23 protein-coding genes and 1 other RNA gene are annotated in these 20,582 nt (G+C 59.7%); 8 read left to right on the top strand and 16 right to left on the bottom strand.

Annotated elements, in window-relative coordinates; all coding sequences use genetic code 11:
* Positions 1 to 98 precede the first annotated feature (98 nt).
* The 10 genes from ACR0AZ_RS12535 to ACR0AZ_RS12490 form a co-directional block, all read right to left on the bottom strand.
* Positions 99 to 2,093, bottom strand: a complete 1,995-nt coding sequence (locus ACR0AZ_RS12535) for a CocE/NonD family hydrolase (protein WP_480667569.1) — start codon at positions 2,091 to 2,093, stop codon at positions 99 to 101.
* 44 nt (positions 2,094 to 2,137) lie between these two features.
* Positions 2,138 to 3,241, bottom strand: a complete 1,104-nt coding sequence (locus ACR0AZ_RS12530; protein WP_480667568.1) for a glycerate kinase type-2 family protein — start codon at positions 3,239 to 3,241, stop codon at positions 2,138 to 2,140.
* Positions 3,241 to 3,678, bottom strand: a complete 438-nt coding sequence (gene dtd, locus ACR0AZ_RS12525; RefSeq protein ID WP_480667567.1) for a D-aminoacyl-tRNA deacylase — start codon at positions 3,676 to 3,678, stop codon at positions 3,241 to 3,243. The genes ACR0AZ_RS12530 and dtd overlap by 1 nt, the downstream gene beginning before the upstream one ends.
* A gap of 33 nt (positions 3,679 to 3,711) precedes the next feature.
* The gene (locus ACR0AZ_RS12520; RefSeq protein ID WP_480470480.1) at positions 3,712 to 4,380 is read right to left on the bottom strand and encodes a nitroreductase; all 669 of its coding nucleotides are present in this window, start codon (positions 4,378 to 4,380) and stop codon (positions 3,712 to 3,714) included.
* Positions 4,381 to 4,439: 59 nt separating this feature from the next.
* Positions 4,440 to 5,531 (bottom strand): TFIIB-type zinc finger domain-containing protein, encoded by a 1,092-nt coding sequence (locus ACR0AZ_RS12515; protein ID WP_480667566.1) that lies wholly within the window; start codon positions 5,529 to 5,531, stop codon positions 4,440 to 4,442.
* Positions 5,532 to 5,565: 34 nt separating this feature from the next.
* Entirely contained in the window at positions 5,566 to 6,714 is a 1,149-nt protein-coding gene (locus tag ACR0AZ_RS12510; RefSeq protein WP_480667565.1) for an SPFH domain-containing protein, read from the bottom strand.
* A gap of 22 nt (positions 6,715 to 6,736) precedes the next feature.
* Positions 6,737 to 7,693 carry a DUF2927 domain-containing protein gene (locus ACR0AZ_RS12505; protein WP_480667564.1) on the bottom strand — a complete coding sequence of 319 codons (957 nt, stop codon included), beginning with the start codon at positions 7,691 to 7,693 and terminating at the stop codon, positions 6,737 to 6,739.
* Between the two features lie 14 nt (positions 7,694 to 7,707).
* Positions 7,708 to 8,898: a toxic anion resistance protein gene (locus ACR0AZ_RS12500; RefSeq protein WP_480470476.1), complete on the bottom strand. Its 1,191-nt coding sequence runs from the start codon at positions 8,896 to 8,898 to the stop codon at positions 7,708 to 7,710.
* 30 nt (positions 8,899 to 8,928) lie between these two features.
* Complete coding sequence (locus tag ACR0AZ_RS12495; RefSeq protein WP_480470475.1) at positions 8,929 to 9,843, bottom strand: 5-bromo-4-chloroindolyl phosphate hydrolysis family protein; 915 nt, start codon at positions 9,841 to 9,843, stop codon at positions 8,929 to 8,931.
* Between the two features lie 175 nt (positions 9,844 to 10,018).
* Entirely contained in the window at positions 10,019 to 10,915 is an 897-nt protein-coding gene (locus ACR0AZ_RS12490) for a pseudouridine synthase (protein WP_480470474.1), read from the bottom strand.
* Between ACR0AZ_RS12490 and ACR0AZ_RS12485 the strand changes: the two genes are divergently transcribed.
* Positions 10,896 to 11,345, top strand: a complete 450-nt coding sequence (locus ACR0AZ_RS12485) for a nucleoside deaminase (protein ID WP_480470473.1) — start codon at positions 10,896 to 10,898, stop codon at positions 11,343 to 11,345. The genes ACR0AZ_RS12490 and ACR0AZ_RS12485 overlap by 20 nt on opposite strands.
* 4 nt (positions 11,346 to 11,349) lie before the next feature.
* Here ACR0AZ_RS12485 and ACR0AZ_RS12480 read toward each other — a convergent pair whose 3' ends face one another.
* The 3 genes from ACR0AZ_RS12480 to ACR0AZ_RS12470 are packed head-to-tail and all read right to left on the bottom strand — an operon-like array spanning position 11,350 to position 14,176.
* Positions 11,350 to 12,318, bottom strand: a complete 969-nt coding sequence (locus ACR0AZ_RS12480) for an adenylate/guanylate cyclase domain-containing protein (protein WP_480667563.1) — start codon at positions 12,316 to 12,318, stop codon at positions 11,350 to 11,352.
* Entirely contained in the window at positions 12,315 to 13,484 is a 1,170-nt protein-coding gene (locus ACR0AZ_RS12475; RefSeq protein WP_480667562.1) for a M24 family metallopeptidase, read from the bottom strand. The genes ACR0AZ_RS12480 and ACR0AZ_RS12475 overlap by 4 nt, the downstream gene beginning before the upstream one ends.
* The gene (locus ACR0AZ_RS12470; protein WP_480470470.1) at positions 13,484 to 14,176 is read right to left on the bottom strand and encodes a metal-dependent hydrolase; all 693 of its coding nucleotides are present in this window, start codon (positions 14,174 to 14,176) and stop codon (positions 13,484 to 13,486) included. The genes ACR0AZ_RS12475 and ACR0AZ_RS12470 overlap by 1 nt, the downstream gene beginning before the upstream one ends.
* Before the next feature lie 57 nt (positions 14,177 to 14,233).
* On the opposite strand from ACR0AZ_RS12470, the gene ACR0AZ_RS12465 reads away from it, so the two are divergent.
* Complete coding sequence (locus tag ACR0AZ_RS12465; protein ID WP_480667561.1) at positions 14,234 to 14,911, top strand: ceramidase domain-containing protein; 678 nt, start codon at positions 14,234 to 14,236, stop codon at positions 14,909 to 14,911.
* Here the strand turns inward: ACR0AZ_RS12465 and ACR0AZ_RS12460 are convergent.
* Both ACR0AZ_RS12460 and ACR0AZ_RS12455 read right to left on the bottom strand, forming a co-directional pair.
* Positions 14,888 to 15,451 carry a DUF4202 domain-containing protein gene (locus ACR0AZ_RS12460; protein WP_480667560.1) on the bottom strand — a complete coding sequence of 188 codons (564 nt, stop codon included), beginning with the start codon at positions 15,449 to 15,451 and terminating at the stop codon, positions 14,888 to 14,890. The two genes, ACR0AZ_RS12465 and ACR0AZ_RS12460, sit on opposite strands and share 24 nt — an antisense overlap.
* Positions 15,452 to 15,604: 153 nt before the next feature.
* Positions 15,605 to 15,763, bottom strand: coding sequence for a hypothetical protein (locus ACR0AZ_RS12455; protein ID WP_480470467.1), 159 nt, complete (start codon positions 15,761 to 15,763; stop codon positions 15,605 to 15,607).
* A gap of 211 nt (positions 15,764 to 15,974) precedes the next feature.
* Between ACR0AZ_RS12455 and gatC the strand changes: the two genes are divergently transcribed.
* From gatC to rnpB, 5 genes are all read left to right on the top strand, one after another.
* Positions 15,975 to 16,262, top strand: coding sequence for an Asp-tRNA(Asn)/Glu-tRNA(Gln) amidotransferase subunit GatC (gene gatC / locus ACR0AZ_RS12450; protein ID WP_170392224.1), 288 nt, complete (start codon positions 15,975 to 15,977; stop codon positions 16,260 to 16,262).
* A gap of 3 nt (positions 16,263 to 16,265) precedes the next feature.
* Positions 16,266 to 17,753, top strand: a complete 1,488-nt coding sequence (gatA, locus tag ACR0AZ_RS12445) for an Asp-tRNA(Asn)/Glu-tRNA(Gln) amidotransferase subunit GatA (RefSeq protein WP_480470466.1) — start codon at positions 16,266 to 16,268, stop codon at positions 17,751 to 17,753.
* 41 nt (positions 17,754 to 17,794) lie between these two features.
* On the top strand, positions 17,795 to 18,502 hold the full coding sequence (locus ACR0AZ_RS12440) for a hypothetical protein (protein WP_480470465.1): 708 nt from the start codon (positions 17,795 to 17,797) through the stop codon (positions 18,500 to 18,502).
* Positions 18,453 to 19,157 (top strand): N-acetylmuramoyl-L-alanine amidase, encoded by a 705-nt coding sequence (locus tag ACR0AZ_RS12435; RefSeq protein ID WP_480667559.1) that lies wholly within the window; start codon positions 18,453 to 18,455, stop codon positions 19,155 to 19,157. The genes ACR0AZ_RS12440 and ACR0AZ_RS12435 overlap by 50 nt, the downstream gene beginning before the upstream one ends.
* A gap of 114 nt (positions 19,158 to 19,271) precedes the next feature.
* Positions 19,272 to 19,665: RNase P RNA component class A (gene rnpB, locus ACR0AZ_RS12430), an RNA gene on the top strand.
* Positions 19,666 to 19,671: 6 nt separating this feature from the next.
* Here rnpB and ACR0AZ_RS12425 read toward each other — a convergent pair.
* Positions 19,672 to 20,004 (bottom strand): GYD domain-containing protein, encoded by a 333-nt coding sequence (locus ACR0AZ_RS12425; protein ID WP_480470463.1) that lies wholly within the window; start codon positions 20,002 to 20,004, stop codon positions 19,672 to 19,674.
* Between the two features lie 365 nt (positions 20,005 to 20,369).
* Between ACR0AZ_RS12425 and rpmG the strand changes: the two genes are divergently transcribed.
* The gene (gene rpmG, locus ACR0AZ_RS12420) at positions 20,370 to 20,537 is read left to right on the top strand and encodes a 50S ribosomal protein L33 (protein WP_010441901.1); all 168 of its coding nucleotides are present in this window, start codon (positions 20,370 to 20,372) and stop codon (positions 20,535 to 20,537) included.
* The last annotated feature ends 45 nt before the right edge of the window (positions 20,538 to 20,582 follow it).

The following is a 20,582-nucleotide window of genomic DNA, read 5'->3' as shown; positions in this document are numbered from 1 at the left end:
TTAGCCCGTTTTCGGGCTTTTTATTGACGCATGAGTCAAACTAGGCGCATTTCAGGCCGACGGGCAAGCAATAATCTGTCACCCAATGGGCCTGAAAGTCATATAAGCTTGCGTGGTATGGTATCCTCTAGCTTTTTCGAAAAAACCAAAACCTCGTTTTCATAGGCGTTTATCTGTGCGCGCAGGAAAAAATGCTCGGAATCCGACCACATTTCACACTCGGTTTCGGTTCTGAGTTGGATATCATCCCGTTCCAGCTCTTGCGTCCAGCGGCATTCGCCGCGGGCCGACAGGGGATCGTCTGGATGGATTGACCATTTTTCATATGCAGTGCTGCCGTTGATCAGGCCATGCATCTCGTCGCGGATTTTCCCGAAGTCATCCTCGATGATCATATGCGTTTGACCCGTGTTCATGTCGATCTCGACCCTACGCGCGTTGTGCGATTCGCGCACTGTCGAGACTGGACGGGGGGATTCGGCATCTGGCGGAGCAAAGCCGCACTCGTCCCTGTGGCCCAGCTCACGCGTTGGCACGACGATTTCACCTCTGGTCAGGTGCAGCTCTGCTGTTTCGGGTGAGGGCCAAATCAATGGCCAATAGGCGCTTGAGATTGCGACCCGCAAGCGATGCCCCTTGGGTATGCGATAGGCAATATGATCAAGGTCCAGTTCGATGTCATAGCTCTCACCAGGGGTCAGAGTGATTGGCTCGGCGTGGTCTTCGCGATGCGTCAGATTCAGTACACCATAGGTGATCCGGGTCGAGGCCCCGTCGGGGTGCAGATGGTTCAGCCGAACGGCAATCTGAGCCTGCGATTTGTCGGCACTCAGGCGCAGCCGGATTTTGGGCGCGCCGACGATCTCGATATCATCGCCCAGTGGGGTGCTGTCGAAACAGGCCGACAGCGCATCGTCGCTCCGCTGGTCACCCGGCATGTCGGGACCAAGCCAGATCGCGCAATATTCTCCGCCTTCCATCCCGCATGTGTGCGGTGACCGGATGCGTGCATCCAGCGGGCCATCGCTGCCTAACCCGTCATCTGCGAGGCGCATTGCCACCGTAGGAAGATGCGAGGTCGCCCCCACGGTCTCGGCAATCCATCGTCCCGGTCTTTCACTGTACCAGCGCGCCGGTCGGACGCCGTTCATCACATAAGCACGATAGTCGGGATCATCCGTAACGCCGGTGTCTTCGCCCTTAAGCCAGTGATCCCACCAGCGCAGTGCCTCTTGCAGAAACCCGATGCGAGGCTCGGGGATCGCAAAATGCGGATATTTGTGAACCCAAGGGCCGACGATTCCTTTCGCTGGCGCGTCGAGCGACTCGACCAGCAATGGCACAGTGTTCTTGTAGGCGTCGCCCCAGCCGCCCACAGCAAGAGTGGCCGCGCGAATTGCGCTGAAATCTTCGCAGACCGAACCATGCCGCCAATAGGCATCGCGCGCCTGATGGCGCAGCCAGACCGATGGCAGGAAAGGTTCAGCTTCAAGCCGTTTCAGCCAGAGATCACGCCAGTTTTCCCGTAGCGCGGGGTCCGGCGCGCGCGACGAATAAGACCACATCGTCGCCCCCCAACCCAGATTCTCGTTCAGCAGACACCCGCCTTTATAATGGATGTCGTCGGCGTAACGATCCGCCGTTGAGCAGAGCGTGATGATCGCTTTCAAAGCCTCGGGCTGCATCGCGGCAACCTGCAGGGAGTTGAAGCCGCCCCAGCTGATCCCCATCATCCCGACCGAACCGTTGCACCAGGGCTGATCTGCTAGCCACCGGATCACCTCAACGGCGTCATCCAGCTCCTGTTGCGTGTATTCATCCTCCATCAGCCCTTCGCTATCGCCATTGCCGCGCATATCGACCCGGATGCAGGCGTAGCCACGCTTGGCAAACCACGGATGGGTCAGCGCATCGCGCGTCGTCGTTCCGTCACGTTTGCGGTAGGGCAAGTGCTCCAGAATAGCAGGAACAGGATTGTCGAGCGCATCCATGGGCCGCCAGACGCGTGCCGACAGGCGGCAGCCATCGGGCATGACGATACCCATGTCGGCGATGTCTTCGATTTCACGAAGTGTATTGGGGGGCTGAGCCATGGGTCTGATCTCCGGGCCGAAACTGACCCGGCCAAGATGTCAGATCAGTCCCGGATTGCAATCACCAGATCCATGACATTTGTGCCCGTGGGACCCGTAATCAGTAAAGCCCCGGCCTTATCAAGGAAACTGCCGCTGTCTGCACGGTCAAGATAACCTTCGGCCTCGTCCGCCCATGTCTCACCTGTCACGATCGCTCCGGCCGCATCTGTTGGTCCGTCGGTGCCATCGGTGCCCCCCACGATGACCGTCAGATTTGGTTGTCCGGCGATCTCACGCGCCAGAGCCAGAGCCAGCCCCTGATTGCGTCCTCCGCGCCCCGGGGTGTCGGGCAGGACAACCGTCGGTTCGCCTCCGAACACCATCACACCGTTCGGCATATCGCGCAGCTGCGCGCCGATCCGGGTTGCGACGGTTAAATAGTCGTCATGCATCGCTTCTTCATCGGCCAGAACCTGAAACCCGGCCTGTTGCGCGGTCAGCGCCGCCGCATGGCGGGCATGGGCATTGGATGCGATGATCGAGGTTTGTGCCTCAAAATCCGGGGTATCTGGCAACGAACCGATGCCCGATCCGATCACGCTCAGATCGTCGCCGGGTACATCTGAAATTGCCAAAACCGTTGCGCGCGCGCCGTGAAAATGAGACAGCAAACCACCGCCCTTGATCCGGGACAGTTTGCGCCGTTCTGCATTCATCGCACCGATATCCAGACCATCTGCCAGCAGTTGGCGATTCAACGCTTCGAGATCGTCCAGTGTTTTGCCCGGCACGAGGTCCTCGGCCAGCGACGAAGCGCCGCCCGACACCAGCAACAGCAGATGGCTACTGGCGGGCAGCCCCTCAACGGTTTCGCGCAGGGCGCGCCCTCCGGCCAGGCTGCGGGCATCGGGAACCGGGTGCGAGGCTTCAAGAACCTGGATATGCGCGGGTAGCCCCTCACCATGGCCATCCTTGGTTACTACCAGTACGGGCACATCGCCAAACCGCTCTGCCGCCGCACGCGCCATCGCGCCTGCAGCTTTTCCAACGGCCAGTATCTGGTCGGGGCGGTCCATGCCTTGCGTCGCATCCAGAGTCGACCGATAGCCATCAACGGCTGCGACGCCCGCGTGCCAGAACTCTAGTGCCTGTTGAGAAGTCTGCATCAGCTTTCCATCCAAATCGTGACTGGCCCATCATTGACCAGTTCCACCGCCATGTCGGCCCCGAACACCCCGGTCTCGACCGGAATGCCCAAAGCTGCCAATTTGCGCGCGAACGCTTCATACAGTTGCTCACCTTCGGCCGCGGGCGCTGCCGCTGAAAAGCCGGGCCGGTTTCCCCGCGAGGTATCCGCTGCAAGTGTGAATTGGCTGACCACCAGCGCCGAGCCCTGAACATCCAGGATCGAGCGGTTCATCTTCCCTGCTTCATCCTTAAATATTCGCAGCTTCGCAATCTTTTCCGCCAGTTGCACGACCTGAGCCTCACCATCCCCTTGCATCGCGCAAACCAGGATCATCAATCCCGGCCCAGATTGACCGATCACGGCGCCATCGACGCGAACCGAAGCTCGGGAAATTCGTTGAAGCAATGCGCGCATGTTCTTGTCTTCTCGTTCAGTCAGGTTTCGGGCTCAACCGCGCCACTCGATAATCTGCTCAACCTCGGCGCGTTCTGTCCGAAACGCATTGGCCGGGTGATCAGGGTCGGGATAGCCGAAAGAGATCGCGCAAAGGATGAGGCGATCTTCCGGGATGTCGAAATAGCGATGCAGAAACGGGCCATATGATGCGACCGCTGCTTGCGGAATGGTGGCCACGCCTAAGGCTTGAGCCGCCAGAGCGAACCCTGTTACGAACCCGCCGCAATCCATCGCGCCGTATGCGCCCAGCTCTGCCGGGCTCGACAGGATCGCACAGTGCGGCGCACCGAATAGAGAAAAATTTTCCATCATCTGCCGGGCCGAGGCAGCGCGGTCGCCTTTCTCAACCCCCACGGCGTCATAAAGTGCCCAACCGCAGGCGCGTCGGCGCTCTTGATAGACGCCGGAATATCGAGTGGGGAAGGGCAGGTCAGGGGACGGTGTGCCGCTTGTTGCCTCTTGCAGGAGAGCCGCGCGGAACGCGTCGGTCTCAGGCCCGCCGATGATCGTCAGCTGCCATGGTTGTGCGTTGCACCAGCTGGGCACGCGGCTGGCACTGGCCACGATCTGTTCGATCTGATCGCGGGGCACAGGATCAGCCTTGAACGCGCGGCAGGAATGGCGCGCTTGCAGCAACTGTTTCAATGTTGAAAAGGTCACTTGGCCCTCCGATCCGGTCGGCGCGAAGATGACCTGATGGTGTGCGATGCGCAAGGCCGCTATTGCTGACCGGTGGCCACCAGATAGCCAACTCCTGCCGCTATCAGCAGACCCAGAACGACAGCGATGGTGATCTTGATTGCGGACCATGGCCTCTCACCCTGAACGCGTCCGGTCCGGCCATTGACCACAAAGCGATAAGTCTGGCCGCGATACTTGTACGCGGCCATCCACACCGGCAGGAGGATGTGCTTGAACGTGACATCACGCACGTCCGTGTCGATCGCATGAATGCGCTGCCGGTCCCCACCTATGTCAAACCGGATATCGCGTTCGATCACGCGGGCCATGTGCGCACGCGCCTCGGCATAACCGTCCTGCAATTCAACGGTATAGGCTTCGGCCCGGAACCCGGCCAGATACTCTGGCTGATAGGGCTCAAGCGCGGGCAGGTCCCATGGCTCCAGCGCATCGGTATAGGACTTTGGCAGGGACCGAGAGGCAAGCACCAGAACATCATCAAAGAACCGCGCCACGCGTCCCGATTTCGGCGTCCAGCGCACCTTTGGCACCTGCTGCTGCACACGTTTGCCGTCCCGCATCACGGTGCGGGTTTCGTAGTATACGACCCCGCGTTCGCCCCGATAGCTCGATTTGGTGTCGGCGTCGAAGGTCCAGTAGGGCACATAAATGCCCTGCATTTTTCGCCCTTTGCGCGCATACTCCTTAAGGCCGTTCGGCGCGAACCAAAGCCGCCCCAACCAGTCGCCCATCGCTTTGTGGGCACTGCGTTCATCCAAGGCGAACGGCAACACGCCGCGTGGTTTGATGTGACGGCTCACGCCCGTATCCGTAACCACCGGAGTGGCGCAGAACGGACATTCAGCCGCATGGGTGTTCGGGTCGAACTCGACCTGCGCGGCGCAGTTCGGGCAGGTCAGTACGCGGGTTTCTTCGATCTCGCTGTCTGGTAACCGCTCCGCGATGGCTGCGTCGAAATCCAGTTCGCGCAAGCTGGCACCGCCCCACGGACCCGATCCAATGGGTTCGGAATTGCCGCAATGATCACAGGTGAGCGTGCCGTCACCAGGGTTGAACCGGTAATCCGCCCCGCACTGATCGCAGGGAAAACGGTGTTCGTCTTTGGCCATTCCAGATTCCGATCTCAGGTTGCCAATGGCCAGATCACGCGCCCGGAGGCGGCGGGGGCAGGATCGTGAACAACTGCGCCAGCTCCTGCACGTCACCCGCCTTTTTCCACCCGTCCTGACCAGCCGTCCAGACATGCGTCTCGCGCGTCAGATCCCCGTCAGCGGCCATACGACCCATCTTGGCCTTCGAAAACGGCCCGCTGGTTTGTCCGTCAACCGCGATATGCCACACATGTTCGACGGGTGGCGGAGGCGGCGTTGCCGCATGCGCCGAGGGTTGCGGGGCAGCGGGGGTGGAACCGCCCCAAGGGCCGCTTGGCTGACCCGCTGCCATGTTCGACATCTGCTGCGCCATCGCCATGCCCATTCCCATGCCGAGCCCTGCACCCATGCCGCCGCCCTGACCGGGGTTGTTGGCCGCCGCCGTCATCGCTTCGGCTGCCGAATATTGCGTGAACTTGCCCAGATCACCGGCAAGACCCATCGAGGTGCGTTTGTCTAGCGCCGCCTCCACTGCAGGCGGCAGTGAGATACTCTCGATGTAGAACTCGGGCATCTCCAGCCCGTAACCGTCGAGAACGGGCGAGACTTCCGCAGCGATCAGCTTGCCCAGATCGGCGGTGTTGGCCGCCATGTCCAGAACCGGGATGCCGGAACCGGCGATAACGCGGCTGAATTCCTGCACGATGATGTTGCGGATCTGAAAGCTGATCTCGTCCATAGTGAATTCACCATCGGTACCGACGATCTCGATCAAAAACTTGGCCGCATCTTTCACGCGCACTGTGTAGGTGCCGAACGCCCGAATGCGGGTGGGCCCGAACTCGGGGTCGCGCAGCATGATCGGGTTCTTGGTGCCCCATTTCAGGTCATTGAACCGGGTCGTGTTGACGAAATAGATCTCTGACTTGAACGGCGACTGAAACCCGTGATCCCAGTGCTGCAGCGTCGTCAGGATCGGCATATTGTTGGTTTCGAGCATATAGAGACCGGGTGTGAACACATCTGCCAGCTGCCCCTCATGCACAAAGACCGCCGCCTGACCTTCGCGCACGGTCAGCTTGGCCCCGTATTTGATCTCGTGCCCCTCACGTTCGAACCGCCAGACCATGGTGTCGCGGGTATCATCGACCCAGTGAATGACGTCGATGAATTCGCCGGTCAGAAAATCAAAAATTCCCATTGGATTACTCCTGTCTTCGGGGTCAGAGCGACTGCCCCATCAATTCGCGTGCAATGATACGGACCACCGGGCGCGCCTCTTCAGCGGTCATGCCAGAGCGCAGGCGTGGGTCGTAGAGGATGGTCAGCAGCTTCTCATCATGGCTGGTGAGCAAGGCAAACTCGTCATCATCATTGAAGATCGACGGTCGGGCCTGCGGGCTGTCGTTTGGCAGACCCAGCCCCTGCGCAAGCTCTTCGTGGATACAGCTGAGGCGCACAAGGTCGGGATGCTCGGACCGGATCAGGGCGACCGCTCTTGTATAAGTCTGCGGTGATCCGCTCGAGGCTGAGGCAAAGACGAAGCAATAGAACGACCGTGGCAGCTTATCAAAAAGATCAAGTTGCGCCTGTCCGATGCCGGGAATCAACTGCCGCAGCCGCGCTTGTACATAAGCCGTGTCATCTTCACCCGCCACAAAGACGTGGAAATTTGCGTTGCGGCTTACGGTTGAGACCGGATGGCCCGTCAGCCGGGATAAGCGATCCGCATAGGCATTGATCTGAGCCGTGTCCAACTGCCGGACCTCAGGCGCGACCGAAGGGCCGAACTCAGGTTTGATGCGAACTGCGGCTGACCAGCGGCTCAACTGCCTGCGTGTCCGGCCTGCGCCGTTTGACACGCCCTGACCGGGATATTCGTTGTAGAAGGCGATCGTCTCGAAATTGCGGGCCAGATCATCCGCGTCGTATGGCGTATCCGGACCCCCTCCATCCGTGCGCAGCAAGCCGCGGGTCAACAGATTGTTCTCTACACTCTGATAATACCGTGCTAGATCGAGGCTTGCGGCAGAGGGTTCAACATAGGCGTTGCTGGGCTCCTGCGGCTGAACCGGGCGCGGCTCGGGTACGACCGAGGTGGTCAGTACCTCGTCACAGCTGGCCAGAGCTAGCAGTGACAGGCCAAGCACAGCAGCGTTGATCCTTGGAAACGGCCACACGCGCGTTGTTCCCCTTACCCGGGAACGGCGGTTCCGGCATTGTCGCCAATGCCATCCTGTCGCGCCTTTGCCGCAGCTAGCGTATCGCGCAGCTCCGCTTCCATCTTCTGCAACTCCTCTTCGGCTGCGGCGCGTTTGGCTTTGCCTTCATCCGCAATCGCAAGGCTTTCGTTGATCGTGCCGATCAGGTCTGCATTGGCCTGCTTGACCGCTTCTATGTCGAACACGCCGCGCTCCATCTCTTCGCGGATCATCTTGTTGGATTCGCGCAAATTAGCCGCGTTTGAGGTCAGCAATTCATTAGTCAGGTCATTGGCATCGCGAACCGCTGCGGCCGCTTCGGCGCTGCGCTGAATGGTGACCGCTTGTGCCAGCTGCGTCTCCCACAGTGGCACGGTGTTGACCAAAGTCGAGTTGATCTTGGTCACCAGCGATTTGTCATTCTCCTGTACCAACCGGATCGAGGGCAGCGACTGCATCGTCACCTGGCGCGTCAGTTTCAGATCATGCACCCGGCGTTCAAGATCATCTCGCGCGGCGCGCAGATCGCGAAGTTCCTGCGCTTTCATCACCTGCTGGTCCTCGGGCGCGGCCTGAACCTCGGCCTCTTTCTCAGGAATGTCGTGGCTGTCCAATTCGGTCAGCTTTTCTTCTCCAGCCGCGATGTAAAGCGCCAGTTCGTCATAGAAATCCAGCGTCTTTTCATAGAGCAGATCAAGGGATTTGATGTCTTTCAGCAGCGTATGCTCATGCCCCAGCAGGTTGTCCGTGATCCGGTCGATCTGGCTCTGAACCTCTTCGTACTTCGCGGTGAATTTAGCGAAGGGTGCGGCCTTGCCCAGCAGTTTTTCCCACCAGCTGCGTTCACGCCGAACGTCCAGCTCGCTGACCGAAAAGCCACGGATCGTTGTGACGATGTTGCGCAGGCTGTCGCCCGCTGGCCCCACATCCTTGTTTCGTACATCGGCCAGCATCGCCTGGCTGATCTCTTGCAATTCTGCCTGAGCAGAGGAGCCGAATGACACGATCGAATTGGTGTCGTCCATGTCGATCTCTCCCATCCGTTTGCGGATCTCGGCGCTCACGGGCTCGTCCGCCTCTTCCAGCGGGATAATGTCGGTCCGCGGTTCGGGCAGCGTTACTGCAGTCACTTCCTGCACCAGCGTTTCCGCTTCGACCGCTTTATTCTTGATATCATCGGACATGGGGATAATCCTCGTTCAAATAGTGGCCGGTCAATCCAACCGGACGCCTTCGCGCTGCAACCGATCGCGCAGCACATCAATTTCAACCGTCAGATCACTACGGTCATCCAATAGCATTTTTCGCGTCCGCGCCGCGAAATTCTGTTCCAGATCGTCCAGAAGTGCCGAGTAATCCTCAAGCGCTTGCACATCGCGGGTGCGGGCGTAGACGTCCGAGAACTTCACGGTCGCATCGCGCGCACCCTGCAAGTAGACCGTCAGATACTTCCTGGCACCCGCCAGATCACGCGGATCTTCCTCGACCGTGCGAAACAGATCGCGGGCGGTGTCCTGAAAGCGTTCGACACGCGCTTCGATACGGCGGTCACCGGCGCGTTTGATTGCATCGGTCATCTCGGTCAGGTGGGTCTCGGCATCTTCAACCACGCGCGCCACGCGGTCTTGCTGGAAGGTATCGATCCCCTCCATCCCTTTGTCTTTCATCGGGTCGAGGCCGAATGCGACCGAATGCAAAACAGTTGCAGAGACGCCAAACAACACTGGGGCCAGCAAGCTCACTTGTGAGGCTGTTTCAGCGCCCAGAAACTCGGTTCGGTACGAGGCCAGAGCAGCGCCCAAGCCAGTCAGAACGCTGGAGAAAATCTTGCGCGGAAAGGCAGGTCTGCGTGCGGTGCGGCGTGCGTTGTACGCGGCCTCGGCCCGCAATCCTTCGCGCAGCAGGAAGGCGGCCGCAGTCAGCAGCCCCGCCGCGACCAAGCCGATGGTCATGCCGATGGCGCCGTCGTTCAGCGACAGGAATACCAGCGGAATGGCGGGAACAAACAGCACATTCGCGCGCGCGCCTGCGGGTTCGACACGGGCGCCATCAAACTGACCGCGTCCAGACTGATCCTGTGCAGAAGCATCGCCTTGCGGGCTGAATTTGCCGCCGTATCGTTTGGCCATATCCTTACAGGCCCCCCAGCAGACCGGTGCAAACGCCGAACAGCAGCACCAACAGGGCCGCATAGGCCAATTTTTGTACTCCGGTGCCGGACATGGTGCCCCCCAACTATGGCTGTCACAGAAAAGTTAGGCGATACGCGGGCTTGGCGCTAGGGGGAAGGTTGAATAACCCGCGTCACTTGCGAGGTTTCTTGCCGACCGCCGGTCTTTTGCGTTGTGGTCGTGCGGGTCGCTTTGCCGGAGCTTTACCGCCATCCTCAGCGCCGAGCCCCAGTTGGTCGCGCATGACACGGCGGCGGATTTCCTCAACCTCGCCGGATTTCAGATCGCCCAGCTGGAATGGGCCGTAAGAAACCCGCAAAAGTCGGTTCACCACATAGCCGATATCTTCGATGGCGCGACGGATCTCGCGGTTCTTGCCTTCGCGCAACCCGATGGTCAGCCAGGCGTTCGCACCTTGCTGACGGTCCAGTGTGACTGTCATGGGTTGAAACCGCTCTCCGTCAATCACCAGACCCTTGCGCAGCGGTGCGAAGTCTTCATCCTTGGGCCGCCCGTTCACCCGCACCCGGTATTTGCGCAGCCATCCGGTCGAGGGCAGTTCCAGCTTGCGCTTGATGCCGCCATCATTGGTCAGCAGCAGCAACCCTTCTGAGTTCAGATCGAGTCGCCCAACGCTCATGACCCGCGGCATATCCTCGGGCAGGTCGTCAAAGATTGTCTTGCGGCCCTTTTCATCGCGCGCTGTGGTCACCAGACCCGGCGGCTTGTGATACAGCCACAGGCGCGAGGGTTCGGGTTCCGATACCGGCCTACCATCGACAGTAATTTTGTCCTTTGAGGTGACGTTAAGGGCAGGGCTGCTAATCGCCTTGCCGTTCACCGTCACACGACCGGCTTCGATCATGCGCTCAGCCTCGCGGCGCGAGGCGACGCCGGCGCGGGCCAGCACTTTGGCGATCCGGTCGCCGGGAGGAGGGGTGTTGGTCATCCCCCGGCCATAGCCTATCCCGGCGGCTTGCGAAAGGCAGGTTTCTGAGGCAGTCAGAGGTATGGAGTTCAGATCGCACATGAAACTGGCGCTAGAGCAGGCGCAAGCTGCAGCGGATCGCGGTGAAGTGCCTGTGGGTGCGGCCATCATTGGGCCAGATGGGCAGGTCGTTGCGGTAGATGGCAACCGAACCCGCGAATTGAACGATCCCACTGCCCATGCCGAGATATTGGCGCTGCGTGCCGCCTGCGCTGCGGCCGAGTCAGAACGGCTGCCAGATCACGATCTATACGTGACGCTGGAACCTTGCGCCATGTGTGCGGCGGCACTGGCTGCGGCGCGTATCCGGCGTGTGTATTACGGTGCATCCGATCCGAAATCGGGCGGCGTCGCCCATGGCGCGCGGGTATTTTCGCATCCGCAGTCACATCATACACCTGAAATCTATGATGGGATCGGTGCCGAAGAGGCTGAGCTATTGCTCAAGGATTTCTTCGCAAGGCGACGTTAGCACGCTACCATCTCAGGCTGTAAACCGTGTGATTACCCGGCAGACCTTTCAGGGAAACCGATCTAGGTGCACCAAAGGTCAGCGCCTCATGCCCGTCCACCAAAAGCTGGGTTGCGTCAGACAAACAGACCTCTCCCGGTGCGGCAGAGGCCGCAACTCGGGCGGCTTTGTTCACCACCGTTCCAAAGAAATCGTCATCGGTCTGGATTACATCCCCCGTATGTACACCTACGCGAATCTGCAGGGGCGGCTCGCCCTTCTCTGTCGCGTTGCGTCGTTGCAGGTCGGCGGCGGCCATCAACGCCGCCCGCGCCGAGGAGAAGCTGGACATAGTTCCATCCCCCAGCGATTTCACCAGCGTTCCACTTTGCGCTTCGATGACTTCACGAGCCAATTCAAAGTGTTTTTGAATTGCGTCGGTCCACACCCGGTCTCCGAGCTTTTCGGCGATAGCAGAGGAATTGACGATGTCAGTGAACATGACCGATGCCATTCCCTCGCGCTGAGCCTGACGAAACCCGTCACGCGCGGCTGCAACCAACGCGTCCAACGCTTTGTGCTCGATACCGAGTTTCTCCATGTTCGGGATCGGGTTTGACACGTGGCAGTGCACCATCTTCCACACACCGTCTTCCAGATGCAGGATAAAGGTAAAGCGGTGCACCATCGCCCTCTGGTTGCTGGCAAAGCGCAACGTGGCCACGCAGTTGGCCCAGCCAACCGGGCCGCATTCAAACGCCTCCAGACTGTGTTCCTGCCAGTCGTAATCCGGAATTTCGGCCACGTGATCGGGAAAGCCTTTGCGAAACAAGGAGCCAGACCAGAACTCGCCGTGAGCTGAGCCCTGATATCTCAGATGTTCTGAAGTCGAAAGCATATTGAACAGTGCCGCACCGTCCTTGTCACGAACCGCTTGGTTCCACCGCCGCACCACCGCGATCAATTCTGGCGAAGGGCGGATTGGCTGGTTCATACCCCTTTCACCACCATTTCGCGTGGGATATCAGCCAGAGGCTGGCCGCCATCGCCTGTCACCACAAAACTCTCGGTAATTGCCAACCCCCAATCCGGGGTCCAGAGGCCGGGCATCAGGTGAAATGTCATGTTTTCCTGAAGTTCTGTCGTATCTCCGGGCCGCAGGCTCATGGTGCGTTCGCCCCAATCGGGTGGATAGCTGAGCCCGATGGGATAGCCGGTTCTGTTAGCTTTGACATATCCGGCGCGGGCGAAGCTATCATAGACGCAGGCCGCCACCTCTTCGCACGTCGTACCCGAGCGGGCAGCCGCCAAGGCATCGTCGATGGCCGCCAGAACCGCAGCTTCGGCCCGGTGGATATTGCTGGGGGGATCCCCGAGATAGAGGCTGCGACTGGCCGGGCAGTGATACCGGCGATAGCAGCCTGAAATCTCGAAATAGGTTGCCTCTCCACGCGCCAGAGGCCGGTCGTTCCAGGTAATGTGCGAGGCGGAAGCTTCACGGCCCGAAGGGGCTATCGGTACGATTGCTGGGTAATCCCCCGCAAGACCGGGCAGTCCGGCGATACCAGCGGCCTGCACTTCGGCAACCAGTTGGTTTTTGGGCAGACCTTCCCGAAACGCGTCGCGCAGAACGCCGTGCATATGCGCTGTCAGTTGGCCCGCTTTGCGCATCATCCCGATCTCGGCGTCGCTTTTGACGGCGCGCTGCCAGTTCACGAGGCCGGTGGCGTCAACTAGTGTCCCGAAAGCGGTTTCAAGAATGCGGTGGCTGGCGGCTGAGTAGTAATAGTTGTCCATCTCAACCCCCAACCCTGTGGTCCAACCGCGTTCGCGCAATGCGAGGACAAGAGCATCGACCGGGTGGTGATCAGGGTGCTGCACATGCTCTTCGGGCCAGTCCAGCAGGTCCGATGGTTCCAGCCATGTGGTCTGCGCCGCACCGGCCTTATCCTGCGTCCGGCCCCACCAGAGCGGTGAGCCTTGCGCGGGCAGGATCACCATCTGCGGGACATAGAAACTCCACCCGTCATAGCCTGTGAGCCAGGCCATGTTAGAGGGATCGGTGATCAGCAGGGTCTCAATCCCGCGTTGCGCCATAGCTGTGCGGGTTTTGCTGATGCGAGTCGCGTATTCCTGCGCGCTGAAATCAGAAGCTGGCATCAGAGTGTGATCGCCTGCATGATTTCAGGTTCGATCACATCGACCCCCGGCAGACCTTCTTTCAAAGCCTCAGCCGACTGCTCAAGGATCGGGAAGGTTTTGTAGTGGCAGGGTATCACCGTCTTGAAGTTGAAATAGCGCTTGGCCGCATAGGCCGTGCCTTTCATGTCCATGGTGAAATGGCCGCCTGCCGACAGAATGCCGATATCGGGTTTATAGTAATCCCCCATCCAGTCCATATCCGCCATGATGTCGGTATCGCCTGAGACATAGACCATGTGACCTTCGGCGGCGATCATGTATCCAACCTCGGTCCCACCTGTGCGCAGTCCGTCGGGTGTAGAAAAGGTCGAGCTGTGAGACGCCGGAACCATCGAGACCTTCACGCCGTTCAGATCCACCGTGCCGCCTTTATTGAAGCCAACGGTCTCGATCCCTTCGGCTTCGGCCCAATAGCCCATCAGATCATATTGCCCGACAACGGGAACTTTCAGGTGCTTTGCAAGCGGCAATACATCAACAACGTGGTCGAAATGAGTATGGGTCAGCAGTATGTGGGTCGCGCCAGCGACCGCCGCGTCATGCTGATCCTCAGACAGCACTGGGTTGCCCGTCAGCCACGGATCGATCAGCAGAACCTGTCCTGCGGTTTCAATGCGAAAGCTGCCATGCCCCAGCCAGATGATATTCATAAAGATTCCTCCCACTTTGTGCTTGGAGCCAGCCTAGCATCGGCTATGTAAAAATCCATGGATTGGACGCAGGAAATCGATGGTTATTGTGAGCGGCTTTCGCCCGCTTATTGGGCCGAGCCAGTTAATGCCGTGACCAATGCCGCATTCCTGATCGCAGCATTCATCATGTGGCGGCGCGTGCGCGGGCAGGGGATGCCGCTGGCGATGGCTTTGGTAGCGGTGCTGGCGCTGATCGGAATTGGAAGCTACCTGTTTCACACTCATGCGCAGGTCTGGGCCGCGCTGACCGATGTCACTCCGATCCTGCTGTACATCCTTATCTACATATTCGCTATTAACCGTGATGTCTGTGGAATACGGACGCTCTATGCGCTTGGGTTAACGGCATTGTTCTTTCCATATGCAGCCCTGACCGTTCCCATCTTTCAGCTGTTGCCCGGGCTTGGGGGCTCGGCGGTCTATGCACCAGTTCCTCTGTTGATTCTCGTCTATGCTTTTCTATTGCGTCAGAGAGAGCCGGAAACCGCACGTGGTCTGGCAATAGGGGCGGTGATCCTGATCGCCTCAATCACGTTCCGAGCGTTGGATGAGCCCATTTGTTTGCGCCTGCCGATGGGAACGCATTTCATGTGGCACATCCTGAATGCGACGATGCTGGGCTGGATGATCGAAGTCTATCGCAGAGCCGTTATCGCAAAACGCTTTGCGTCAGTCTCGAAACGCGGCGGCTAGCGCGTCAGGCAGATCGAACTCTTTCAAAACCCGCGCGCGGCCTTCGGCAGACATCTTGAGAGCCGTTTTCTCAACGATACGCTGGATTTTCTCGGCTGAATGCTTGGCTGCGAACGGCGCGAAATACCATTTCAGGAACACAAAGCAGATTACGTCCTCAAGGGCCTGAACTTCGGTATCACGCTTGATTCCCTGTTTGCGCAGCATCTTCTCGGCGGCCTCGATCTGATCCACGCCGTATTCGGCCTGCTCCATCAGGCCGCGCACGACATCGGCGTGGTACACGCCCTGCGCTTTGCGCCAGGCCAGATAGCCCGCGCGGCCTTCGGGATACTCGGTGCGCTTCAGCTTCCAGCGCTCGACATGCTGTCCGCGCGCTGCAATCCGCAGGGCATCTGATGAGTCGGGGAATAAGCGATCCAGTTCGGCGCTCATGCGTTGGCCATAAAGCAGCGCTTCGGGCTGGCCATCCTCAAGGTTGGGATCCTCTGCGTTGGCCGCATCGATTGCATTCAGAACTGCTTGCTTGCGAGTGCTCATCTTCCGCTCCGTTAGCTTGCCTGCACATCGCCCATCGAGGCGGGAGGCTGGGTTTTCTACACCATGCTAACGGCTTATCGCCGCGTGTACAGCGGACAAATACACGTGCGCCGGATCAGGAGGGGGAGGACTGATCCGGCGCTTCAGGCAGGGCTATTTACCCGCCTCGGACTGGCCCTTGGTTACGGGTTCTGACACCGGCTCGGGGAAGCTGAGGTTTCGGGTCAGGTTGTTCATGTCGATCCCGAGTGCCATGGCCGGAGCGCTCAGGACAGATGCAGACAGGACAAGGGCGGTGACGAAGGTTTTCATGGGGTTTCTCCGATTTGCGTTTGTCACATCCCTGAGGTGAACCGTTCAGTTCACTTTTTCAAGATGCAAAATGAACTATTCGGTTTACTTTTGTGCATATGGGTCATTCAAAAATGCATGGGGCGATTTACGCCAAGTGGGCCAGCAGCGGTCTTGCGGGTGCTGCGGCAGACAGGTAAACGCCCTCCTTAAGCGTATATGAGGGTTTCCGATGTCGATTGACCAAAGCACAGCCGCCAAGGTGGCCAAACTGGCCAGGATCAAGGTCGAGGATGACGCGCTGCCTGCGCTGGCGTCCGAGTTCAACAATATCCTAGGGTTTATCGAGCAACTGAACGAAGTGGATGTCGAAGGTGTCGAGCCGATGGTTTCGGTCGAGCCGATGCGCCTGAAGCGTCGTCAGGATGTAGTCACCGACGGAAACCAGCAGGACAAGGTCCTGTCCAATGCCCCCGATGCGCGCGAAGGGTTCTTCGCTGTTCCCAAAGTTGTGGAGTAAGTCATGAGCGATCTGAACAAACTGGGCCTGGCCGAGGCCCGCGACGCGCTTCGCAAGGGTGATGTGACCTCGGTTGAGCTGACCGAATCCTGCCTCAAGGCGATTGACGAGGCCGATGCGCTGAACGCGTTTGTCCACAAAACCCCCGAGATCGCTCTGGAGCGCGCTAAAGCAGCGGATGAGCGGATCAAGGCGGGCGATGCGCCGTCGATGTGTGGTCTGCCCATCGGTATCAAGGATCTGTTCTGTACCAAGGGCGTGCCCTCGCAGGCGGCTTCGAAAATTCTCGAAGGCTTCAAGCCCGAATACGAATCCACCGTGTCTCAGCAACTGGCCGATACCGGTGCCGTGATGCTGGGCAAGCTGAACATGGACGAATTCGCCATGGGCTCTTCCAACGAGACCTCGGTCTATGGCAACGTCGTCAGCCCTTGGCGACGCGGCAATGACGATGCTCAGCTGACACCCGGCGGTTCATCGGGCGGCTCGGCCTCGGCAGTGTCCGCCGATTTGTGCCTGGCTGCAACCGGTACCGATACTGGTGGCTCGATCCGTCAGCCTGCTGCGTTCACGGGCATCACCGGCATCAAACCGACTTATGGCCGTTGCTCTCGCTGGGGCATCGTGGCCTTTGCGTCTTCGCTGGATCAGGCTGGGCCGATGACCAAGAACGTGCGCGATGCGGCGATCATGCTGGAAACCATGTGCGGCCACGACCCCAAGGATTCGACCAGTGCTGAACTGGCCGTCCCGAATTTCGAGGCGATGCTGACCGGCGACATCAAGGGCAAGAAGATCGGTATCCCGAAAGAATACCGCATGGACGGAATGCCCGCTGAGATTGAAAAACTGTGGGCCGATGGCGCCGCTATGCTGAAAGACGCAGGTGCCGAGATCGTCGATATCTCGCTGCCGCACACAAAGTACGCTTTGCCTGCCTACTATGTGATCGCCCCGGCCGAGGCGTCCTCGAACCTCGCCCGTTACGACGGTGTCCGCTATGGCCGCCGCGCGCAGCTGGCGCAGGGCGATGGCATCACCGAGATGTACGAAAAGACTCGCGCGGAAGGGTTCGGCCACGAGGTTCAGCGCCGTGTGATGATTGGCACCTACGTGCTCTCGGCAGGTTTCTACGATGCCTACTATAACCGGGCGCGCAAAGTTCGCACCCTGATCAAGAAAGATTTCGAAGATGTCTTTGCCGCAGGCGTCGATGCGATCCTGACCCCGGCGACACCATCGGCGTCGTTCGGACTGGGTGAGATGACTGAGGCGGATCCAGTGCAGATGTACCTGAACGACGTGTTCACCGTGACCGTGAACCTCGCTGGTCTCCCCGGTATTTCGGTGCCTGCAGGTCTGGACAAACAGGGGTTGCCACTGGGTCTTCAGCTGATCGGTCGTCCATGGGACGAGGGCGATCTGCTCAACACCGCCTACGCGCTTGAGAATGCTGCCGGGTTTGTGGCCAAGCCTGGAAAATGGTGGTAATCCTCAAGCCAGATACGGCACTACACAACCGGAGCAGCCAAATGCGCCAATTGCTTCTGATCCCGGCCTTGGGGCTGATTGCGGCTTGTAACACCGTGGCACCGGTCTCGGGTACGGGTTTCAATACGCCGGAATATCAGGCGCAACGCGAGGCTGAATTGGCCGGGCAGGGCCTGGGGGGCAACCCTCTTGCACCGCCCGAGGCGATCTCGGAACAACCGCTTTCGGCGCAGGGGACGGTTGGATCTGATGCCCCGGTGGGTGACGCGTCAGATATTGCAAACCAAACGGCCATTGCCCTGGCGAATACATCCGGTCAGGAAGCGAACGCCGCGCCTCTGACTGCAACAAACAACAACAGTATCTCCGACGAACAGGATTTCGAGGCCGTCTCGAACCGGCGAACCATCGACGATGACGCCGCCCGGATCGAACAGAACCGACAGACCTACGAGGTCGTCGCGCCCACCGTTGTGCCCCAGCGCGGCTCTGACGGTCAGCCCAATATCGTACAATATGCGCTGAGCACCTCAAACCCTGTCGGCACCCAGCTCTACAGCCGTGCCGGATTCAACCTGCAGGCCAAGGCAGAACGCAATTGCGCACAATTCGCTTCGCCCGATCAGGCCCAGATCGAGTTCCTGTCTAACGGCGGTCCTCAGCGTGATCGTAAAGGGCTGGATCCGGACGGTGACGGCTATGCCTGCGGCTGGGATCCCAGCCCGTTCCGCAGTGCTGTCAACAACTGAACTCTCTCCCATCTGGCAGCCATCGCCTAATTTCGGCCCTCGAAGGGATGGGCTGAAGCCCACGCTGATCGTACTGCACTATACTGCTATGGAGAGCGCCGCGGCCGCACTCGAACGCCTCTGCGATCCCGGTCCGGAAGTCTCTGCGCACTACCTGATCGGCGGCGATGGCACACTCTGGCAGCTTGTCCGCGAGGAAGATCGCGCCTGGCACGCCGGGGCAGGGGAGTGGCACGGGCAGACAGACATAAACTCCCGCTCTATTGGTATCGAACTGGATAACCGAGGCGACCATCCATTTGCCGATCCCCAAATGCGAGTGCTCGAACAGCTTCTGCCGCAGATTATGCAACGCTGGGCCATTTCCTCAGAGGGCGTGATCGGCCATTCGGACATGGCACCGGGACGCAAAACCGACCCCGGCCCCCGATTTGACTGGCAACGACTGGAGCGCCAGAGCCTGGCCGCCCAACGCGGCAGCACCGCTCCGGAGGGCACCACACTCCGTGCCCTTGCCCAAACCCGTGGTTATACTGCCCCGATCGACGACGCCACGCTCCTCGCCGCCACCCGCTTGCGCTTTCGTCCCTGGGCCACTGGCCCCGCACAACCCGACGATCTCAAGGCTCTCGGCTCATCCCGGGTGATAACCTGATCCGCCCTTCATCTGGCCAAAAATATCCCGGGGATGAATTGGCCGCAGGCCAAGAAGGGGCTGGCCCCTTCTCCTCTTGACGTCCCCGATCCCAAAGCATACCCAACCCACTGCGCGGAGGGCCGGATGGCCGCTGGGGCCGCAAAGCCCGAGAGGAAAGTCCGGACTCCACAAGGCAACGGTGCCGGGTAACGCCCGGGCGGGGAAACCCGACGGAAAGCGCCACAGAAATCAGACCGCCACACACGTGTGGCAAGGGTGAAACGGTGGGGTAAGAGCCCACCGCGCCGCTGGCAACAGCGGCGGCACGGCAAGCCCCACCGGGAGCAATGCCGAATAGGGTCCCCGCGCGGGCCGGTCGGTGCAAACCGATACCGCCGCTAGGCTCGCCTTGGCCGAGAGGGACCGGGTTGGCAGCTCGAGCCGCGTAGCAATGCACGGCCTAGAGGAATGGTCATCGAAGGGGGCAACCCCGGAACAGGATCCGGCTTACAGGCCCTCCGCGCGTATCTTCTCAGCCTGTTGGTGGGGTGTAAGCTCCGGTCAGTGTCGCAGCCTTTTGGGCCACCGCGACAAAATCTTCGGCAGGCCATGCGCGTACGGTTTCGATCCTCGAGACCGCACCGGTGCTGGCAACCGCCATCCCGATTGCAACCGCATCTGTGCCGTCAGGAACTTCACTGATGACAACAACATCGTTGCCGCCTGTGGTGAAGTAGAAGGAGATCAGCCTTCCGCCCGCCTTCTCAAGCAGCGCTCTGACCGGGCCGGTACGATCCTGAGGCTTTGCCACCATCGCCTTGACGGCCTCGGACGAATAGGATGCGTAAGTAATGAAAACAGGCATGGGTCTCTCCTTTGGACTTGAGTTTTGTGGAACCTTTATGCCGACCGGTTCCGTGGCCTCTCGCACGCACCAGCGCGCGAAACCGAACTGGCCCGGTCGAAAAGGCGACCAAGCCAAAGCAATTGCGTGAGTGGTGCGGGTGGTCCGCGCCCCGCTCCGGTGGTTGGGAGCAGATTTGGCGCAGGGTATGGCGCACCCTATCACAAACTCGTGAACACGCCAAACCGGGGCACCAGGTCACCTCTGATGAATTGTTCCCCAAACCCGCCGAATCCGGTTGACTCGGGCGCGCGAGCAGGTAAAAGCGCACGCTCATAAGGATTTCAACCGAAAGGCCCCTGCCTTTTCGGACGCAGGAGATAACCATGGCGAAGCCGACGACAATCAAGATCCGTCTGAACTCGACCGCGGGCACGGGCCACTTCTACGTGACCAAGAAAAACGCGCGCACCATGACCGAGAAAATGACCATTCGTAAGTACGACCCGGTCGCTCGGAAGCATGTCGAGTATAAAGAAGGCAAGATCAAGTAATCTGCCCTCTGACGTGAATTTCTGAAAAGGACCCTGTCTGGCAGG

The sequence above is a fragment of the Ruegeria sp. BE3 genome, from assembly GCF_056538865.1.
This window is presented reverse-complemented; position numbering and strand designations above follow the sequence as displayed.

Excerpts from the sequence above, each read along its gene's own strand:
- ACR0AZ_RS12535 (WP_480667569.1), bottom strand. The coding sequence starts at position 2,093 with ATGGCTCAGCCCCCCAATACACTTCGTGAAATCGAAGACATCGCCGAC.
- ACR0AZ_RS12530 (WP_480667568.1), bottom strand. The coding sequence starts at position 3,241 with ATGCAGACTTCTCAACAGGCACTAGAGTTCTGGCACGCGGGCGTCGCA.
- dtd (WP_480667567.1), bottom strand. The coding sequence starts at position 3,678 with ATGCGCGCATTGCTTCAACGAATTTCCCGAGCTTCGGTTCGCGTCGAT.
- ACR0AZ_RS12515 (WP_480667566.1), bottom strand. The coding sequence starts at position 5,531 with ATGGCCAAAGACGAACACCGTTTTCCCTGCGATCAGTGCGGGGCGGAT.
- ACR0AZ_RS12510 (WP_480667565.1), bottom strand. The coding sequence starts at position 6,714 with ATGGGAATTTTTGATTTTCTGACCGGCGAATTCATCGACGTCATTCAC.
- ACR0AZ_RS12500 (WP_480470476.1), bottom strand. The coding sequence starts at position 8,898 with ATGTCCGATGATATCAAGAATAAAGCGGTCGAAGCGGAAACGCTGGTG.
- ACR0AZ_RS12495 (WP_480470475.1), bottom strand. The coding sequence starts at position 9,843 with ATGGCCAAACGATACGGCGGCAAATTCAGCCCGCAAGGCGATGCTTCT.
- ACR0AZ_RS12485 (WP_480470473.1), top strand. The coding sequence starts at position 10,896 with ATGGAGTTCAGATCGCACATGAAACTGGCGCTAGAGCAGGCGCAAGCT.
- ACR0AZ_RS12490 (WP_480470474.1), bottom strand. The coding sequence starts at position 10,915 with ATGTGCGATCTGAACTCCATACCTCTGACTGCCTCAGAAACCTGCCTT.
- ACR0AZ_RS12480 (WP_480667563.1), bottom strand. The coding sequence starts at position 12,318 with ATGAACCAGCCAATCCGCCCTTCGCCAGAATTGATCGCGGTGGTGCGG.
- ACR0AZ_RS12475 (WP_480667562.1), bottom strand. The coding sequence starts at position 13,484 with ATGCCAGCTTCTGATTTCAGCGCGCAGGAATACGCGACTCGCATCAGC.
- ACR0AZ_RS12470 (WP_480470470.1), bottom strand. The coding sequence starts at position 14,176 with ATGAATATCATCTGGCTGGGGCATGGCAGCTTTCGCATTGAAACCGCA.
- ACR0AZ_RS12465 (WP_480667561.1), top strand. The coding sequence starts at position 14,234 with ATGGATTGGACGCAGGAAATCGATGGTTATTGTGAGCGGCTTTCGCCC.
- ACR0AZ_RS12460 (WP_480667560.1), bottom strand. The coding sequence starts at position 15,451 with ATGAGCACTCGCAAGCAAGCAGTTCTGAATGCAATCGATGCGGCCAAC.
- ACR0AZ_RS12455 (WP_480470467.1), bottom strand. The coding sequence starts at position 15,763 with ATGAAAACCTTCGTCACCGCCCTTGTCCTGTCTGCATCTGTCCTGAGC.
- gatC (WP_170392224.1), top strand. The coding sequence starts at position 15,975 with ATGTCGATTGACCAAAGCACAGCCGCCAAGGTGGCCAAACTGGCCAGG.
- gatA (WP_480470466.1), top strand. The coding sequence starts at position 16,266 with ATGAGCGATCTGAACAAACTGGGCCTGGCCGAGGCCCGCGACGCGCTT.
- ACR0AZ_RS12440 (WP_480470465.1), top strand. The coding sequence starts at position 17,795 with ATGCGCCAATTGCTTCTGATCCCGGCCTTGGGGCTGATTGCGGCTTGT.
- ACR0AZ_RS12435 (WP_480667559.1), top strand. The coding sequence starts at position 18,453 with ATGCCTGCGGCTGGGATCCCAGCCCGTTCCGCAGTGCTGTCAACAACT.
- ACR0AZ_RS12425 (WP_480470463.1), bottom strand. The coding sequence starts at position 20,004 with ATGCCTGTTTTCATTACTTACGCATCCTATTCGTCCGAGGCCGTCAAG.
- rpmG (WP_010441901.1), top strand. The coding sequence starts at position 20,370 with ATGGCGAAGCCGACGACAATCAAGATCCGTCTGAACTCGACCGCGGGC.